Raw genomic sequence first — 19,755 nt, 5'->3', positions numbered from 1 at the left:
AATAACCATGAAAAATAAAACGTTATATACTGTAACTATATTTTCTGAAAACACTGTTGGACTTTTAGGTCAAGTAACCAGTGTTTTTACCAGAAGATTTTTAAATATTGAAACTTTATCGGTATCGCCGTCAGCTATTGAAGGCATACATAAATTTACCATTACGGTACTTTGTGATAAAGAAATGATTGAAAAAGTAGTAAAACAAATCGACAAATGCGTGGATGTGTTGAAATCTTACTATAATACCGACGATGAATTAATTCATCAGGAAATTGCTTTGTATAAATTACCCACTCCTGAATTTTTAAAAATTGGTTCGGTGGAAAATTTAATTAGAAAATATAATGCTCAGATACTTGAAATTAACGAGATTTGTGTTGTCATTCAAAAAACAGGGCATTACACCGATACGCAAGCTTTGTTTCAAGAATTGAGTGAAAATATTAAAGTATTGCAATTTATTCGTTCTGGAAGAATAGCGGTAAATACTTCAAAAATAGAACGCTTAAGTGATATGTTAAGTGAATTAAAAATAAAAGAATCTTTAATAAAAAATTAAAAATACTAACAAGATGGCACAAATGAATTTTGGTGGAGTAATTGAAAATGTAATTACTCGTGATGAGTTTCCTTTAGAAAAAGCTAGGGAAACATTAAAAGATGAAACCATTGCTGTTATTGGATATGGAGTACAAGGTCCCGGACAAGCATTAAATTTAAGAGATAACGGCTTCAATGTAATCGTTGGACAACGTAAAGGAGGTAAAACTTGGGATAAGGCTATTGCAGACGGTTGGGTTCCGGGTGAAACTTTATTTGATATAGAAGAAGCAGCATCAAAAGGAACTATTATTCAATATTTATTGTCAGATGCCGCACAAATTGAGGTTTGGCCTAAATTAAAACCTCACTTAACTGCCGGTAAAGCTTTATATTTTTCTCATGGTTTCGGTATTACTTTTAACGACCGCACCGGAATTATACCTCCTAAAGATATTGATGTAATTTTAGTTGCACCTAAAGGATCAGGAACCAGCTTAAGACGTATGTTCTTAGAAGGAAGAGGGTTAAACTCCAGTTATGCAATTTTCCAGGATGCTACCGGTAAAGCTAAAGACAGAACTATCGCTTTAGGTATTGGTGTTGGTTCAGGATATTTATTTGAAACTGACTTTAAACGTGAAGTTTATTCTGATCTAACTGGGGAAAGAGGTACTTTAATGGGGGCTATTCAAGGAATTTTATTAGCTCAATATGAAGTGTTACGTGAAAACGGACACACTCCATCTGAAGCTTTCAATGAAACAGTAGAAGAACTTACACAATCTTTAATGCCTCTTTTTGCTGAAAAAGGTATGGACTGGATGTATGCAAACTGTTCTACTACTGCACAAAGAGGTGCATTAGATTGGATGACTCCTTTTCATGATGCCACTAAACCTGTATTTGCTAAGTTATATGCAGAAGTAGCTTCAGGAAATGAAGCACAAAGATCAATCGACACCAACTCTAAGCCTGACTATCGCGAAAAATTGGAAGAAGAACTTAAGGCTCTTCGTGAAAGCGAAATGTGGAAGGCCGGAGCTGTTGTTAGAGAATTACGACCGGAAAATAACTAATTAGTATTATATAAAAAAAGGAATATGCAAAATACATATTCCTTTTTTTATATTTACAAATTAAAATTACATTTAAATGTTTATAATTACTAAAAAATCTACTCTTCTAAATTCATCCGCATTAATTTTTCTTTTACTATCTCCCCTTTTCATAACATTATTTTTATCAAATCTATTATTTATATGTAAAATCAGCCTATCTGAATTTACAATGCTTTTTTCGTTTATATTATCTTATTTCATCCTTTTTTTCTTAACAAGAAAAACTCATTGGTACGAATGGATTTTAACTCTTTTATTTTACCTTATATCATATTCACTTAGTATATTTTTCTATGATCTATCTGCCGATGGTCAATGGTATCATTTAGAAAGTATTATAAATCTAAAGAATAGATGGAATCCAATCTATGAAATATCAAAAACTAATGTTGCACAAATATATGTTCAATCCTATCCAAAAGGATATGAAATTATAGCCGCCTCTATTTACTCTTTTACTCAAAAAGTAGAATCTGGAAAGCTTATCAATATAATTGTTCTGATAGCTTCTCTAATATATGTTTTTAAATTGCTTAAACAAACTCAGATAAGCAAGTTGAAGATATATCTATATACATTTCTTATCTGTATGAATCCAATAGTAGTTACTGAACTATTTACCTATTATTTAGACGGTTTCATGTATTCTTGCTTAATCATACTATTTTGTTCTTTTAGTTGCCTATTAAGAAGATATAACAAAATTGATTTAGCGACTTTTATATTTACATTATCAATTTTCTCATCACTGAAATTTACTTCTATTTTATTAGTTTTTATATTCGTATTATTTTCTTTTATATACTTATGGAAAGATCATAAATTTAAATTAAAATATATATTTCCATTTTTAATATCCGGAATAATCATCTTTCCAATAACCAATATAAATCCCTATTTCACCAATTTAAAAAATAATCATCACGTTTTTCATCCCGCATTTGGAAAAGAAAAAATAGAAAACTTACTATCCTCTCATGTAAGTTATGATTTTTACAAAAAAAACAGAATTGAAAAAGCATTTATATCATATTTTTCTTATACCGGTGACAGTAAAAAAACAACTAACTTAAAAATACCTTTTTCATTAAAACTATCCGAAATTAAAGTTCTTAATGAAGTATCTATAACATATGGGGGATTTGGACCTTTCTTTGGAGGAATTGTTATTCTATCGACCCTTCTTTTCATTATTTCATTTTTTATTCCTTCCAAAGCTCCTTCTGGATTGTACTATCTAACCTTAGGGGTTATTGCAAGTATTTTATCATTTCCGGATTTTTGGTTTGCTAGAATGGTTCCGCAACTTTACTTATGCCCTGTTTTGATTCTTTTAATAATGGAATATAAATCAATAAATTCTAAATATCTAAAATTCGGAACTCTTATAACTCTATTATTTATTAGCACTAATACGTTAATGTTCATCATAATTTCGTTTACCTTAAATTTTTATCTTAGTCTAAATACCCATTATCAAATTTCTCAAATGAAAAAGCTTGGGAAAAAATCCCCTATTCTTATCGATTATTTTTTTAAATCAAACGTAACTAGATTAGAAGAAAATGACATTACTTATAAAGTGACCGAGATTCCTTATTCAGAAGATGATAAAAATCTACAATTCTTTGGTGCTAAAGGAAAAAATACGACCCGATTTATAGCTGAATTTAATGAAAAAGATAAAAGTAATTTATTACGATATTTAGATAATCAATATAATAAGATTTTCAATTACTATCAATCTTATAAAAAATTAAGTGAAATTTAAGTTTCAATTCTCTATAATATATCTATTTTCTTTGTTACTTTTGCGTAGAAAAATATAGAAAATGTCAGAAATCAGAGTTCGATTTGCACCTAGTCCTACCGGATATTTACATATTGGAGGAGTAAGAACTGCTTTATATAATTATCTTTTCGCAAAAAAAAATAAGGGAAAATTTATCTTGCGCATTGAAGATACCGATCAAAACCGCTATGTTGAAGATGCCGAAAAATACATAAGTGAATCGTTGAAATGGTGTGGCTTAGAATTGGATGAAAGTCCGGAAAAAGGAGGACCCTATGCTCCATATAAACAATCTGAAAGAAAAGACATCTATAAAAAATATATCGAAGAAATACTTAAAACAGATTTCGCATATCTGGCTTTTGACACGCCGGAAGAATTAGAAAAGTTACGAAAAGAGTATGAGGAACAAGGTAAAGTATTTTCTTACAATCATGAAGTCAGAAATCAACTCAATAACAGCCTCTCTCTATCGCCCGATGAAGTTCAAAAAAAATTAAATGAGGGAGTTCCTTATGTGATCCGATTTAAAATACCGCCACACAGAACTTTGGTTTTAAAAGATATTATTCGAGGCAACTTTTCCATCGATACATCTATTTTAGATGATAAAGTGTTAGTTAAGACTGACGGAATGCCTACCTATCATTTTGCCAATATAGTAGATGACCATACCATGGAAATTACTCATGTGATAAGAGGAGAAGAATGGCTTCCTTCCTTGGCCTTACATGTATTGCTCTATGAAGCATTGGGGTGGAAATCACCGGAATTTGCCCATTTGCCTTTGATTTTAAAACCGGAAGGTAAGGGTAAATTGAGCAAACGAGATGGGGATAAATACGGATTTCCTGTATTTCCTCTTGCTTGGAAAAACGAAAAAGAAGGTACATCTTCCATAGGATACAGAGAAGAAGGTTACCTGCCTGAAGCCTTTATAAATATGTTGGCATTATTAGGATGGTCACCTTCTAATGACAAGGAAATACTATCTCTGAACGAAATGATCCAAGAGTTTGAATTGGAAAAAGTCCATAAAGCAGGAGCTCGTTTCAATCCTGATAAAGCAAAATGGTTTAATCATGAATATATTATTAAATCCAAAGCCTCTGACTTACTCCCTGAATTTCAAAAAATTTTGAAAGAAAAAGGTATTAAGACAGAAGACACTAAAGATATTCGAATCATCGAACTATTAAAAGAAAGAGTTAATTTTGCAAAAGAAATATGGGAAGTAGGTTCTTTTTTCTGGATTGCGCCTTCATCTTACCAAGAAAAAAGTTACAAAAAGGTTATTAAAGACGATACAAAAGCAATACTTACTCAATTAATTTCTAATCTGGAATCTGTTTCTTTTACCGAAAAAGAATTACATGACAAGATTCATGAATTTGTGGAAAACTCAGGATTGGGATTTGGAAAAGTAATGCAACCCTTACGTTTAGCTCTAGTTGGTGATCTTAAAGGACCGGATATTCCGGTTATTATGGAAATAATAGGAAAAACAGAAAGCTTACAACGTTTAAAAAATTTAGAATCAAAAATTTAAAAATAATAGGTCATGAAAATCGCATTAGCTTCAGATCATGCAGGATTTGAATATAAAAATTATATATTTAAATATCTCACTGAAAATGGAAACCAGGTACATGATTTTGGAACCTATTCGGGAGAAAGTGTAGATTATCCGGATTTTGTACATCCTTTAGCTATTGCTGTTGAGAAAAATGAATTTGATTTCGGCATACTTTTCTGTGGCAGCGGCGAAGGGGTATCCATAACCGCAAATAAACATTCCGGAATACGTTGTGCCCTTTGTTGGCAAACAGATATTGCCCGTTTAGCCAGACAACATAACAATGCGAATGTGCTTTCCATTCCTGCGCGTTTTATTGCCAAAGAATTAGCTCAAGATATAATTGATACTTTTTTATCCACTCAATTTGAAGGGGGAAGACATCAAATGCGTGTAGATAAGATATCCAAATGGTAAAGCGAATTTTATAAATATGACAAAATTTCATAAATAATTTTTGGAATAGATATTGACTTTTTATGTAATACAAAATATTGTATATTTGAAATAATAAATAACTAAGCAAATGGATTATAAAGATTACGGAAACACTCTTGAACCATCGTTTCAAAAAAATGCCATAGCTAAACAGCAAGCTACATTTATATCTAAAGTATATATGTGGATGAGCTTGGCTTTATTTATAAGTGGTTTTACTGCTTATTTTACTGCTAATTCTCCGGGATTATTAAGCTTAATGTTTGGTACTACCGGCCCTACTTTCTTATATTATGCTTTAATTTTAGGCGAATTAGGATTAGTATTTGCTTTAAGCGGAGCAATCCATAAAATGACTTTAGGATTAGCATCGGCAGTCTTTTTGTTTTATTCTTTTTTAAACGGAATGACTTTGGCTATGATTTTCTTAGCTTATACCTTTTCATCTATAGCTACCACATTTTTTATTACTGCCGGTACATTTGCTATAATGAGTTTATATGGTTATTTTACCAAAACAGATCTTACAAAATTTGGAAGAATTCTATTCATGGCTTTACTAGGTGTACTATTAGCCATAGTTGTCAATATTTTCTTAAATAACTCCATGTTGGATTTAATTATTTCAGTAGTTGGAGTTTTAATATTTGTGGGATTAATTGCTTATGATACTCAAACTCTGAAAAATATAGGATCACAAATAAACTCTGAAGATAGAGAAAGTTATTCTAAAATTGCGATTCAAGGTGCCTTGTCTCTCTATTTAGATTTTATTAACCTTTTCTTATTTTTACTTAGATTTCTTGGTTCAAGAAGATAAATTTACTTTTTGAAAACGTCAAAATAGTTTATAGGTGAATAAAGTTTTTATTCACCTATTTATATATAATAAAATACCATTATTAAAACAAAATATAAATCTAAAAGAAACTATAAAATTTGTAATTTTAAATTTATTTATAAATAAATATGGAGAACAATCCACAAGATAATAAAAATAATAAAAAAAAGCCCTTATTAAAAACAATCCTTGGTTTAGTTTTATTTAGCTTTTCCATCATCTTATTTATTTCATTCCTCTCATTTTACTTTAATTGGAAAGAAGATCAAAGCCAATTAACTTCTTATCTAAATAAAAATGTTACAGCGCAAAATATAATCGGTAAAACAGGCGCTTATTTAGGGGAAATATTTATTTTTGATGGTGTAGGAGTTATTGCATTTTTTATTCCGTTCTTCTTATTTATTTTATCTTTTAAAGTATTATTTAATAAAGAAATTCTAAAAATATGGAAACTCCTCTCTCATGGAATTTTCTTTATTATTTGGACCCCTATATTTCTAGCTATGATTTTCGGATCTAAATGGTTGCTTTCCGGTTTGATAGGCTATGAAGTATATGATTATTTAAAATCATTATTGGGCAGTGTGGGTACAGGTATTATATTGTTGCTGACCCTGTCGATATATTTTATCCTTGAATTTAATTTGAGCGTGGATCATGTAAAATCTAAATTGCATTCAACACCTTCTTTCAAACCGTCTAAAAAAGAAAAAGAAGAGGATGTTTTAAAAGAACCTTTTGAAGAAGACCAAATTTATGAGAAAATAAAAGACCCTAAAACCGTTAAATCTGAAACTGTTATCTCAAAAGTTCCAACAAAAAATGAAATTCAAGAAGAAAATTTAACAGGTATACAACAAGTCGAGTCACTAATAGAAGAGGAAAGTAATCCTATAAATTTATCCAATACCAATATTCTGATAGAAGAATCTTCCCATCCTGACACAACCACTCATTCTACAGAATTAGAAATTGATATTCCTACTACTGAAGAAACGGTTGAAGATGATATTTCGCTGACTATAGAAGAAACTAAAAAAGAAGAAATTTTGTCTGAAAATGAGCCTAATAAAAATATTTATGATCAATTCGGACCTTATGATCCTAAATTAGATTTACCTAAATATAAATACCCTACTCTTGACCTTTTAACCAATTATAATACGAATAATAATATTACAATAAACAATGAAGAGTTAGAAGAAAATAAAAATAAAATTGTAACAACACTTGCAAATTATGGCATTGGAATTTCAAGTATCAAAGCAACGGTCGGTCCAACAGTAACTTTATATGAAATTATTCCTGAAGCAGGTATCCGTATCTCCAAAATTAAAAATTTGGAAGATGATATAGCCCTTAGTCTTGCAGCTTTAGGAATTCGTATTATTGCTCCGATACCCGGAAAAGGAACTATTGGTATTGAAGTACCCAATAGCACCGCAACGATGGTTTCCATGCGTTCGGTTATCGCTTCACAAAAATTTCAAAAAATCGATATGGAACTACCTATTGTTTTTGGAAAAACCATATCTAATGAAACTTTCGTTACAGATTTAGCTAAAATGCCTCACATGCTCATGGCCGGGGCTACAGGACAGGGAAAATCGGTGGGATTAAACGCCATTATAACTTCTCTATTATACAAAAAACATCCTAGCGAATTAAAATTCGTTTTTGTAGACCCTAAAAAGGTGGAACTTACCTTATACAACAAAATTGAACGTCATTTTCTTGCAAAATTACCGGATACGGATGAAGCCATTATTACCGATACGACTAAAGTGATTAATACTTTGAATTCACTTTGTGTGGAAATGGATAATCGTTACAAGCTTCTCCAATCAGCTTATGTAAGAACCATCAAAGAATATAACCAAAAATTTAAGGAACGTAAATTAAATCCTGAAAAAGGTCATCGATTCTTACCGTATATTGTTTTGGTTATTGATGAATTTGCTGATTTAATTATGACCGCCGGAAAAGAAGTAGAGCTTCCTATCGCCAGATTAGCTCAGTTGGCCAGAGCCATAGGAATTCATCTTATTATAGCTACACAAAGGCCTTCCGTAAATGTTATTACCGGAATGATTAAAGCCAACTTCCCCGCTCGTGTTGCATTCCGCGTAACTTCAAAAATAGATTCAAGAACTATTTTAGACGGAAATGGTGCCGATCAATTAATCGGTAAAGGAGATATGTTGTTTACTACCGGTAATGAGTTGATACGTATGCAATGTGCCTTTGTTGATACACCCGAGGTTGATAAAATAACGGAATATATTGGTTCTCAACAAGGATATCCGGATGCTTATTTATTGCCGGAATTTTATGAAGAAAATTCAAGTGTAAGCTCAAACGATGCAGTTGAAGCAAAAAGAGATGAGCTTTTTAATGATGCTGCTCGAGTAATTGTAACTGCTCAACAAGGATCCACCTCTTTGATTCAACGTAAATTATCATTGGGTTATAATAGAGCCGGAAGAATTATGGACCAACTTGAAGCGTTCGGCATTGTCGGGGCTTTCGAAGGAAGTAAGGCACGTAAAGTTCTGGTTACCGACCTGGTTAGTTTGGAACAATTATTGGAAAATTTAAACCCCTAAAAAACATTACCTAATAATATGAAAAAGATATTTGCATTCTTATTTATTTGTTCTTCATTTTTAATATGGGCTCAAAAAATTGATCCGGAAGCAAAAAGACTTTTAGATACAGCTAGTGCGAAACTCAGCCAAAATTCAACATTTTACGTAAAATTCAATTATTTATATTCTATACCCGGACAAAAAAGTATATCTGAAATTGGACAGGTTTATGCCGCTAAAGAAAAGTATCATTTAATTCTGCCCAGTATTACCCAAATTTATGACGGAAATAAGATTTACACTATTTCTAAGGAAGATAAAGAAATTACTTCTTCTGATAAAGAAGACGGTGAAAGCCTATCTCCTACCAATATTTTAAGTCTTTATAAAAGCGGCTTTAATATTACTTTTGAAGGAAATACAACTATTAATAATGTTAAATGTTCCGTTATTAAATTGGTTCCTATTGATACCAAAAAATCAAAATCTATACTTCTTGCTCTTTCTAATAATAAGATCATAAGAGTATCTGAAAATTATAACGACGGAAGTTCTTTAATTTTAATGATCATTGATTTTAAAGAAAATTTAATTGTAAATAAATCTTTACTTACATTTGATAAAAATAACTATAAAGATTACACACTAACAGAGTTATAAAAGATGATTAAAAAGTTAGACTGGTATATTATCCGCACTTTTTTTGGTCCTTTTTTATTTATATTTAGCGTTTTAATGTTCATCTTTGTAGTTCAGTTTGCCTTTAACCAAATGGATAAATTTTTAGGTAAAGGACTGAACTTATGGGACATATCTAAATTATTGTATTATCTGGGCTTGGATGTGATTCGTCTCGTTTTACCTTTAACTATCTTGTTGTCATCAATTATGACATTTGGTGGTTTCGGAGAGCGATATGAACTAGCTGCAATGAAATCAGCAGGAATTTCATTAGCCCGAATAATGTATCCTCTTTTTAGTCTTGTAGTCTTACTGGCCATCTGGTTATTTTATTTCTGTAACACCACACTTCCCGAAAACCAACGAAGAGCGCGTAATATGCTCATCAATATTGCACAAACAAGACCTGCCCTGAATTTTGAAGAAGGACGGTTTATTAAGGAAATGAATCCTTTAAGCATTAAAATTGGCAGAAAAAGTGGTGAAAATGATAGTGAATGGGATCAAGTATTTATTCATAAAAATGCTTCCCCTTTTGAAGATCAACAAACCATTATAGCCGATAAAGGAAATATAATTTCCAAAGATAACCATTATTTAAAAATTGAATTATATAACGGATATATATATCAAGATAATATTAAAGGTAAGAATTTAAATGAACTAAAAAAACAACCGGGTAATTCCATTAAGTTTGACACCTTAACTCAATATTACGATATTTCGGATATAATTAAAAAGTCATTAGATAAACAATCCGAAGGGGATAATTTCAGATATAAATCAGTATCCGAATTAAGCACCTATATAGATTCCATCAAAACTTCCAATACTGTGTACTTTAAAGGGCTTGGAGAAAATGGCATGAAACTTTTGTTAGGAGAAACGAACTCGTTGGATTCCCTAGATTATAGTCATTATAATGAAGATTTTCCGTTTGAATGGTCTAACTTAGATGAAAACACTAAATATAATTTAGTTAAAGCCGCCATAAATCAGGTTACTCTGTCTAAATATGAATTAGGTTCAAAAGCCACTGAAATGAAAGCGGTTGAAAAATTTATTGCTAAAATGATTTTATGGCAGCAAAAAAATATCATTTCATATTCTGTTACCTGTATTGTATTTTTCTTAATAGGAGCTCCGCTAGGATCAATCATTAGAAAAGGAGGAGTCGGTTTGCCTGTAGTTGTAGCCATAATAATATTTATCATTTTTTATATTTTAGGTCTTTATATGGAAAATTTGGCGAAAAATCAGGTAATCAACGCCTATTGGGCTTCTTGGATTCCAAATGCAATATTTCTACCTGTTGGAATTTTTCTAACTATAAAATCCATGAGAGATTCTGAACTATTTGACGTGGATAATTATTTAAAACCTTTTAAAAGATTTATTAGTAAATTTATCAAACAAAAAAAATTAGAACACAGTAGATACCAATGATTATTACAGACTTAAAAATGAATACCATATCAGAAGCTCTTGAAGAATTAAGACAGGGAAAGGTAATTATAGTTGTTGATGATGAAGATCGTGAAAACGAGGGTGATTTTGTTGCTGCAGCTTCAACTATGACACCTGAAACTATAAATTTTATGACTAAGTACGGAAGGGGCTTGATTTGCACGCCTTTAACTCAAAAAAGGGCTGAAGAACTGGACTTGGAATACATGGTCGGAAAAAATACTGATCCTAAGCAAACGGCTTTCACTGTTTCAGTAGATTTACTTGGACATGGGATTACTACAGGTATTTCCGCTTCTGATCGATCCAAAACCGTTAAAGCTCTTGTCGATGAAAATATCAAGCCAAGTGATTTTGCACGTCCGGGTCATATTTTTCCTTTAGTTGCAAAAAAAGGAGGAGTACTTAAAAGAGACGGACATACTGAAGCTACAGTCGATTTATTACAATTGGCGGGCCTTCCTTCTACCGGAGTTTTAGTTGAAATCATGAATGAGGATGGAACAATGGCTCGTTTGCCTCAATTAATGGAAGTTGCTAAGAAATTTGATTTAAAAATTATAACTATTAAAGACTTAATTTCATATCGACTTAAAAATGATTCTTTGATCGAAAAAATCGACGATGAAATAATTAAAACCCATTATGGAGAATTACGATTTGTAACGTATAAAGATAAAACCAATGATCAAATTCATTTTGCCTTAGTGAAGGGAGAAATTAATGAAGATGAAATCATACCTGTAAAAGTTTGTGCTAATAATGTATATTTGGATCTTTTCAAAACTCTTGCTCAAGGCGAAGAAACCATTGTAAATAGAGCTATTAATTTTATTAATGAAAATGGCAAAGGAGTAATTATTTTTATAAACAATCCTTCCAATACAGACGTAATCGAAAATCATCTGAGCGAACTCAAAAAATACATATCGGGAGAAATAGCTGATTTTGGCATACAATCCGATGAAAGGGATTTAGGAATCGGTGCACAAATAATTAAAAATTTAGGAATTAAAAATATCAATGTTTTAACAACCAATCCTAATAAAAATTTCCCTCTAAGTAGTGGATATGGAATTAAGATTGTAAATGAAATTAAAATTTAAATTTCATTCTCATAAATTATAAATAAAGAAGCTATATAGTAGCTTCTTTATTTAACCAAATATTGAATTATAAAATGATATTTTGGATCTGATTCGGTAATTACACGTAAAGGATCTTGCTTCTTATTTCTTGCTTCTATAATTTTATTTTTATATTTCCTTAAATAAATATGTTTGTGTAAATCTTCTTCTGAGGCTGTTTGTAAATTTATTTTAAGAACTTGAGTTGGATCTAAAATGAAAGAATCAAAAATTTTTGAAACCATTTCAGAAGTTATATCATAAACATCTTTAATTTGTTCCATCGACACAAAACCACCTAATCCTTTTCTAAAACTCAATATTCTTTTAGTTATGATTTCATTTTCAATTACGGAATTTATATTGTTAAAAGATGCAGTATTAATATCCTTTTTTTCATTGGAGATTTGTAGTATTTTTATATTTGATGTATTTTCAATATTTTGAGAAGGAAGCTTAATGTGCGATTCCAATTCATGATATTTTACAGTTGATATCACATAACATTTTTTTAAATCCTCTTTGGATTTGAATTTTCCACCGATAGCATTTTTATATCTTATAATGCTTTCCGCTTGTTTTTCTGAAAAACCTATTTGTACCCAATCGTTTACTTTATATGTATTCGGGTCAAATGTTAATAACCGATACTTCTTTACTTTACTAGAATTAGTAGTTGTTTCATTAAAGCCGTTCTCGGGTAATAACAAAAAAGGATATATTTTTGCATACATTTCCTCGGAAATTACGTAGCAAGATTTAAGCTGTTCTTTAGAAGTAAATTTACCTCCAAGCATAGCCTTATAATTAATGATTACCTCTGCTTGTTTTTTAGAAAAACCTAAACTCTGCCAGTCTTCTGAATTATAATCAGTTGGATTAAAAGGTTCTATAAATTTATCTTTTTTATCCTTTACCTTAAAATTCTGTTCATTAATTTCTTCAACAAATTGAAAAGGGGTAGCATTATTATTCTCAAAGATTGAAGAAATTAAAGCATTCCTATGAATTAATAATTCTAAAATACATATAATTATGAGCAACAAAAGAACACCTATTCGTTGCTCTTTTATCATTTTAAGGCGTAAATTCATAAAAGTTAATATAAATATATAATTACAAGAGCTTAATTTTTAAAATGTTACCATTTATTATGGTAACGTAAAAAAATTATATTTTTATATTAAAAAAATGAAATACTATTTCTTTTAAATCGCTGTAAAATAATAACCTAAGATTCAAAATAGCTTAGAGGAAGTTAGCAATCCCTTTAAAATTGCGAACTCAATGGATACTTTACAAAAGTATTATGTGAAAATTTAATTCAAAAATATTTAGCTATTTTTTCCTTTTTCTGCATAGCTCATATCATTAACCGATTCGATGATATATTTTCCATCTTCAAATATAACTTTACATACTGAAGCGTTTTCCAAATCTTTAACAAATAACCTTTTACCTCCCAGATTATGAAGCATTAGAGTTATACTTAATCCGTGAGATACGATCAGAACGTTTTTATTTTCCTTATTCTTACTTTCGATATGTACAATATCCGATAAAGCTTTATGCGTTCTTTTTTCAACGGTATTAAAATCTTCTGCCATTTTCATAGGATCTAAAATACTTATGGTATTGACCGCTTCTTTATAAGTAATTTCTTTATTCTTGTCAAAGATATCATTGAATAAATCCTGAGCATTAGTGTAATGAAGATATAAGGCAACATCCTTAAACATTTCCGTAGCTAAGGCAGTTTCATAGGCTCCAAAACAGATTTCTCTTAATTCAGGTTTTTCTGTAACCGGAAGTTCTTTTTGATCTGAATTCTTTAAAATTATATTGATAGTTTCTCTGGTTCTCCTTAAATCACTGCAAAAAGCTGAAGAAAATTTAACATCTTTCAATCCTTTACCCAAATTTTCTGCCACCTCAATCCCTTCTTTTGTTAACGGCGTATCACTCCAACCTTGAACTTTGTTTAATGTATTTAAAATTGTCTTACCATGACGTACTATGTAAAATGTAATCTTAGATCCCATATAAAAAATATTAGCATTTTAAATACAAAATTAGAAAATTTTGTTTGTTATAAGTATAGAATAATCATTATAGTTCACTAGTATTTCATACTGTTGATTTAATTAAACATAAAATTAAAAAACAAAATATATCTGAAATAAAATTATTTTTAACCGTATAATTTTTAAAAAATTTTATTCGTATAAAAAAATAATTATTATTTTTGTTATGTTAATTTAGATTTTAAAAGTTAAAAATCTTAGTTATGTTATTACGCAATTTACCATTGCTGGTTAATAAAATTACCCTTTTATCTTACCCTATCTACTTCAGTAGGCAGGTTAGGCTTTGATTTTCGATTTTTCCAAAGCCGACACTTCCGTTTTTTATACAGTAATTTATCTACTACTGTTTTTTCAATTTATCCATTTACTATATTATTTATACATAAGATGAATATTAATATTGTTGTTGCAACAGAAGAACATTATCAATACGCTGAAGAAATATGCGAAACTATTTACCAATCGGCTATTGTAAGGGGGACAGGTATTGCTAAAAGAACCCCTGAATACATCCAAAAAAAAATGGATCAAAGACAAGCGATTTTAGCTCTTGATAATACAAAATTTGCAGGTTTTTGTTATATAGAAAAATGGCAGAACGGAGAATTTGTCGTCCATTCAGGATTAATTGTTCATCCTGACTACAGAGGAATAGGTTTAGCCAAAAAAATTAAACATTTTATTTTTGATTATACCCGCAAAAAATTTCCTGAAGCTAAAATTTTCGGTATAACTACTGGTTTGGCTGTAATGAAAATTAATTCGGAATTAGGATATAAGCCGGTACCCTTTTCTGAACTAACTGAAGATCCTGATTTTTGGAATGGCTGTAAAACATGTACGAATTTTAATATTCTACGAAGTAAACAAAATAAAATGTGCTTATGTACCGGAATGTTATTCGATCCTAAAGATCAAAAAAAAGATAAGAATATCTCCCATAAAAATAGTTTCGATAAAAAGGTCATTACTCATCTCAATAAAATAAAAGAAGTATTACACTTAAAATCTAAAAAGGATTGTAATAATTCCCAAATTAAAACCATCTAAAAAAATCTTGATTATGAAAAAAGCAGTTTTAGCATATAGTGGAGGACTAGATACTTCCTATTCTTTGGTTAAACTAACTAAAGAACACGATATGGAAGTACATACCGTTATAGTAAACAGCGGAGGATTTTCTAAAGAAGAATTAAAACAAATTGAAAAACGAGCATATGAGTTGGGTTCCAATCATCATATAACCATTGATATTACTGAAAAATTTTATAAAAATTGTTTACGCTTTCTCATTTATGGAAACATTTTAAAAAACAACACCTATCCATTATCAGTTAGTGCAGAAAGAATATTTCAGTCACTGGCTATAGCGGAATACGCAAAAAAAATAAATGCGGAATATATAGTTCATGGAAGCACGGGAGCCGGTAATGATCAAATCCGATTCGATGTAGCCTTTGAAGTCATTTCCCCTAAATCAAAAATAATTACACCGATTCGTGATGAAAATATTTCTCGTCAAGAAGAAGTTGACTACTTACAAAAAAACGGAATAAACATGAATTGGGAAAAAGCAAAATATTCTATCAATAAAGGAATATGGGGAACTTCTGTGGGGGGTGTTGAAACACTTTCCTCCGATCTCCCTTTGCCGGACGAGGCCTTCCCTACTCCCCTCTCTGAAACCACTCCTTCCATAATTGAACTTGAATTTTCTAAAGGAGAACCTATCGGATTAAATGGAGAAAAAATGAATCCGGTGGCATTAATTCAAAAACTGAATGAAATAGGAGGAAAATACGCCATTGGAAGAGATATACATGTGGGAGATACCATTTTAGGAATTAAAGGAAGAGTAGGTTTTGAAGCTCCTGCTCCTATGTTACTGATTAAAGCACACCATCTGCTTGAAAAACATACCCTATCCCGTTGGCAACTCTTACATAAAGATTCATTGGCCAATTGGTATGGTACTTTATTGCATGAAGCTCAGTATTTAGACCCTGTAATGCGTGACATTGAAGCATTTCTTACGTCCTCTCAAAAACGGGTTAGCGGAACCGTAAAGATTCAGTTGTATCCCTATTATTTCCGCATGATCGGTATAAAATCTCCTTACGATATGATGCAATCAAAAGTTGCTACTTACGGTGAAGAAAATGAAGCTTGGGACAGTAGAGATGCCCGAGGATTCATTAAAATTTTTGGAAATCAATTAAAAATTCACCATAGTTTCAATGATTTAGAATAATTTACGAACTTTATCTTGAATTAAAGTAAATAAAAATTGAAAGTATAGTTTAGTTTAAAAAACCAATGAACAAAATAAAAGCTAGTATTGTGGGAGGGGCAGGATATACTGCTGGCGAATTATTGCGAATCCTCATTAATCATCCAAAAATAGAACTCACATCCGTTTACAGCACTTCCAATGCAGGAAATCCTGTCACAACGGTTCATGAAGACCTTATAGGAGAAACCGATTTAATTTTTTCTGATCGCATTGATCAAGAGGCAGATGTTGTTTTTTTATGTTTGGGACATGGTAAATCCAGGGATTTTTTGACAAAAAATGTGTATTCTAAAAACACAAAAATCATAGATTTAAGTAATGATTTCAGGGTTAAACCTCATCATGTGTTTCAAGACAGGACATATATTTACGGTCTTCCCGAATTACAAAAAGAAGAAATAAAAAAGGCAAAAAATATTGCTAATCCCGGATGTTTTGCCACCGCCATACAATTAGCTTTACTTCCCTTAGCAAAGAAAAGTTTATTGTCGCAAGATATTCATATCCATGCTGTAACCGGCTCAACCGGTGCGGGGCAATCACTTTCAGCAACTGCTCATTTCAGTTGGAGAAATAATAATGTTTCCTTTTACAAAGAATTTAGTCATCAGCATGAGGCAGAAATTTCACAAAGTATTCATCAGTTAGGAACCAACCAACATCAACTCTATTTTTTACCCATGCGTGGCAATTTTACTCGAGGGATTCTTGCCGGCATATATTTAAAATGTGAAATTACAAAGGAGGAAGCTTTTTCTTTATATCGTGAATATTATCAGGATCATCCATTTACCTTTGTTTCGAACACTCCTCTATCTGTAAAGCAGGTAGTCAACACAAATAAATGTATGTTAGAAATACAAAAACATAAAGATACCTTATTAATTACTTCGGTGATTGATAATTTAAGTAAAGGTGCTTCGGGTCAAGCCGTACAAAACATGAACCTTATTTTCGGATTTGAGGAATCGAAAGGTTTACATTTAAAACCGGTGGCATTTTGATAAAATTAGAGTTATGAATTAACTATTTCCTCTTAAAATGATTAACCAGAAAAACTCAAAATACAATATCAGTTTCCTTAGTTTATTTAAAAAGTTCTTATGATTCTTTTAGAGATGTTAACTAAAATAAGGATAAATTACTGATTTTAATGAATAATAAAAATTATATAATTAGTACAAAATTATAATATGAAAATAGCAATTATTGGAGCCGGAAATTTAGGATTGGCAATCGCAAAAGGAATTATTAACAGCAATTTTGCTGAATCATTATATATTACTAAGCGAAATATTAAAACCTTAGATGAACTGGAAAATAAACAAAATATAGTTCTTACCTCAGACAATAAAGAGGCAATTAAAAATTCAGAGATTATATTGTTTGCGGTACAGCCTAATGTTTTAACCAATGTTTTACAAGAGTGCATGCATTTATTTACGGAACATCATACTTTACTATCAGTAGTTGCCGGATTTGATTTAAGTAAACTAGAAGAAATCATAGGCAGTCATTTTCCAATTATTAAGGCCATGCCTAATACTGCTATATCGGTGAAAAAATCCATGACCTGTCTTTGTTCCAATAAAAAAGGAAAGGATCGGATCAATATCGCGTTGGAAATCTTTAATCAACTGGGTCATGCTGTAGAAATTCCTGAAGAGCAAATGCAAGCGGCAACAATTATTTGTTCCAGCGGTATAGCTTTTTGGCTGAGGATCATTCGTGCACATATGTTGGGAGCTATAGAGATGGGACTGGAACCGCAAGAAGCTCTATCCATGATTACTCAAACTTGTATGGGAGCGGCACAATTAATTGAGTCTAAAAAAAGTCATCCCGAGCAAGAAATTGATAAGGTCACAACTCCGGGCGGATGCACCATAGCCGGAATTAATGAAATGGATCATCAAGGAGTTAACTCTGCCATTATTAAAGGGCTTTTAGCTTCCTATACTAAAATCAATCAGCTGACTAAGAAATAAATAGTAAAGTATCACATGAATACCACAAAAAAACAATAATAAAAATTTATAAAGGATACTAATATGAGTCTATTCAATGTATATCCTATCTACTCAGTAACCCCTGTTAAAGCATCAGGTTGTACCGTATGGGATGAAAAAGGAGATGCCTACCTTGACTTTTATGGTGGGCATGGGGTTATTTCCATCGGTCATTCGCATCCGACGTATATCAAACATGTAACTAAACAAATCAATTCCATCGGATTTTATTCCAATTCAATTATCAATCCTGTTCAGGAAAAACTGGGTAATTTATTACCTCAAATTTGCGGATATCCCGACTATTCGTTATTCCTCTGCAATTCAGGAGCAGAAGCCAATGAAAATGCTTTAAAATTAGCCTCTTTTCATACCGGAAAATCAAAAATTTTAGCCTTTAAAAACAGTTTCCACGGGCGTACTTCCGCAGCGGTTGCCGCGACCGATAATCCAAAAATTATTGCTCCTATCAACGCTCAACAGGAAGTGGTATTTTGCGAATTAAACGACATTGAAAGTGTTAAAAAAGAGATTGCTAAAGGGGATGTATCTTCCGTAATTATCGAAGCTATTCAAGGAGTGGGTGGATTGGATGAAGGAAGCACTGAATTTTTTCGGGAATTGGAAAAGGTTTGTAAAAATAATAAGGTAGTTCTAATTCTGGATGAAATTCAATGTGGATATGGACGATCCGGAAAATTTTTTGCCCATCAATATCACGGAATCAAAGCAGATATTATATCGGTAGCGAAAGGGATGGGAAACGGATTTCCTATCGGGGGGATCTTAATTTCTCCTGAATTTACTTCTTCTTTTGGATTATTAGGAACTACTTTTGGCGGCAATCATCTCGCTTGTGCCGCAGCATTAGCGGTTTTAGAAGTTATGGAGGATGAAGAAATTTTAAACAATGTTCAAAAACAATATGAATATTTCATTAAAAAATTTTCTTCCCTATCGAAAATTAAGAAAATTAAGGGTAAAGGATTAATGCTGGGATTAGAATTTGATTTCGAAGTCGCATATCTCCGTAAAAAATTAATCTATGAAAAAAAGATTTTTACGGGTAATTCCAATAATAAAAATCTACTGCGTGTACTTCCGCCGTTAACTATTTCCAAAAATGAAATTGATATGCTTTATGACAGTTTACAGTCTTGTCTTTAACAACCTTATAAAATAAGAAATA

The 19,755-nt window shown here is 31.1% G+C and carries 17 protein-coding genes; 15 read left to right on the top strand and 2 right to left on the bottom strand.

The window, feature by feature from the left end; genetic code table 11:
* Positions 1-7 precede the first annotated feature (7 nt).
* The 10 genes from ilvN to ribB all read left to right on the top strand — a co-directional run bounded on the left by ilvN (position 8) and on the right by ribB (position 12,156).
* The gene (ilvN, locus tag G8C43_RS08315) at positions 8-562 is read left to right on the top strand and encodes an acetolactate synthase small subunit (protein ID WP_105297163.1); all 555 of its coding nucleotides are present in this window, start codon (positions 8-10) and stop codon (positions 560-562) included.
* Positions 563-575: 13 nt separating this feature from the next.
* Complete coding sequence (gene ilvC / locus G8C43_RS08310) at positions 576-1,622, top strand: ketol-acid reductoisomerase (RefSeq protein WP_105297162.1); 1,047 nt, start codon at positions 576-578, stop codon at positions 1,620-1,622.
* A gap of 76 nt (positions 1,623-1,698) precedes the next feature.
* Positions 1,699-3,435, top strand: coding sequence for a hypothetical protein (locus tag G8C43_RS08305; RefSeq protein ID WP_166005381.1), 1,737 nt, complete (start codon positions 1,699-1,701; stop codon positions 3,433-3,435).
* Positions 3,436-3,496: 61 nt separating this feature from the next.
* Positions 3,497-5,005 carry a glutamate--tRNA ligase gene (gltX, locus tag G8C43_RS08300; RefSeq protein ID WP_166005379.1) on the top strand — a complete coding sequence of 503 codons (1,509 nt, stop codon included), beginning with the start codon at positions 3,497-3,499 and terminating at the stop codon, positions 5,003-5,005.
* Between the two features lie 12 nt (positions 5,006-5,017).
* The gene (gene rpiB / locus G8C43_RS08295) at positions 5,018-5,449 is read left to right on the top strand and encodes a ribose 5-phosphate isomerase B (protein ID WP_166005377.1); all 432 of its coding nucleotides are present in this window, start codon (positions 5,018-5,020) and stop codon (positions 5,447-5,449) included.
* Positions 5,450-5,558: 109 nt separating this feature from the next.
* On the top strand, positions 5,559-6,290 hold the full coding sequence (locus G8C43_RS08290) for a Bax inhibitor-1/YccA family protein (protein ID WP_166005375.1): 732 nt from the start codon (positions 5,559-5,561) through the stop codon (positions 6,288-6,290).
* A 149-nt stretch (positions 6,291-6,439) separates the two neighbouring features.
* Positions 6,440-8,920, top strand: a complete 2,481-nt coding sequence (locus G8C43_RS08285) for an FtsK/SpoIIIE family DNA translocase (protein WP_166005372.1) — start codon at positions 6,440-6,442, stop codon at positions 8,918-8,920.
* Positions 8,921-8,938: 18 nt separating this feature from the next.
* Positions 8,939-9,562, top strand: a complete 624-nt coding sequence (locus G8C43_RS08280) for a LolA family protein (protein WP_160542787.1) — start codon at positions 8,939-8,941, stop codon at positions 9,560-9,562.
* Positions 9,563-9,565: 3 nt separating this feature from the next.
* Entirely contained in the window at positions 9,566-11,029 is a 1,464-nt protein-coding gene (locus G8C43_RS08275; protein ID WP_166005370.1) for an LptF/LptG family permease, read from the top strand.
* A gap of 2 nt (positions 11,030-11,031) precedes the next feature.
* Entirely contained in the window at positions 11,032-12,156 is a 1,125-nt protein-coding gene (gene ribB / locus G8C43_RS08270; protein ID WP_166005720.1) for a 3,4-dihydroxy-2-butanone-4-phosphate synthase, read from the top strand.
* Between the two features lie 47 nt (positions 12,157-12,203).
* On the opposite strand, the gene G8C43_RS08265 is transcribed toward ribB, so the two are convergent.
* Both G8C43_RS08265 and G8C43_RS08260 read right to left on the bottom strand, forming a co-directional pair.
* The gene (locus tag G8C43_RS08265) at positions 12,204-13,271 is read right to left on the bottom strand and encodes a helix-hairpin-helix domain-containing protein (protein WP_166005368.1); all 1,068 of its coding nucleotides are present in this window, start codon (positions 13,269-13,271) and stop codon (positions 12,204-12,206) included.
* A gap of 240 nt (positions 13,272-13,511) precedes the next feature.
* Positions 13,512-14,219 (bottom strand): histidine phosphatase family protein, encoded by a 708-nt coding sequence (locus tag G8C43_RS08260; RefSeq protein ID WP_166005366.1) that lies wholly within the window; start codon positions 14,217-14,219, stop codon positions 13,512-13,514.
* 432 nt (positions 14,220-14,651) lie between these two features.
* Between G8C43_RS08260 and G8C43_RS08255 the strand changes: the two genes are divergently transcribed.
* From G8C43_RS08255 to G8C43_RS08235, 5 genes are all read left to right on the top strand, one after another.
* Positions 14,652-15,314 (top strand): GNAT family N-acetyltransferase, encoded by a 663-nt coding sequence (locus tag G8C43_RS08255; protein WP_166005364.1) that lies wholly within the window; start codon positions 14,652-14,654, stop codon positions 15,312-15,314.
* Positions 15,315-15,327: 13 nt separating this feature from the next.
* A complete protein-coding gene (gene argG / locus G8C43_RS08250; RefSeq protein WP_166005362.1) occupies positions 15,328-16,515 on the top strand; it encodes an argininosuccinate synthase in 1,188 nt (395 codons plus the stop codon).
* A 65-nt stretch (positions 16,516-16,580) separates the two neighbouring features.
* Entirely contained in the window at positions 16,581-17,561 is a 981-nt protein-coding gene (argC, locus tag G8C43_RS08245; RefSeq protein ID WP_166005360.1) for an N-acetyl-gamma-glutamyl-phosphate reductase, read from the top strand.
* A 189-nt stretch (positions 17,562-17,750) separates the two neighbouring features.
* Entirely contained in the window at positions 17,751-18,545 is a 795-nt protein-coding gene (proC, locus tag G8C43_RS08240; protein ID WP_166005358.1) for a pyrroline-5-carboxylate reductase, read from the top strand.
* A gap of 63 nt (positions 18,546-18,608) precedes the next feature.
* Positions 18,609-19,733 carry an aspartate aminotransferase family protein gene (locus tag G8C43_RS08235; protein WP_166005356.1) on the top strand — a complete coding sequence of 375 codons (1,125 nt, stop codon included), beginning with the start codon at positions 18,609-18,611 and terminating at the stop codon, positions 19,731-19,733.
* Positions 19,734-19,755 lie beyond the last annotated feature (22 nt).

The sequence above is a fragment of the Apibacter sp. B2966 genome (genome assembly GCF_011082485.1).
GTDB lineage: Bacteria > Bacteroidota > Bacteroidia > Flavobacteriales > Weeksellaceae > Apibacter.
Note: the sequence above shows the minus strand (reverse complement) of the source record. Positions and strands in the feature narration are given on the sequence as shown.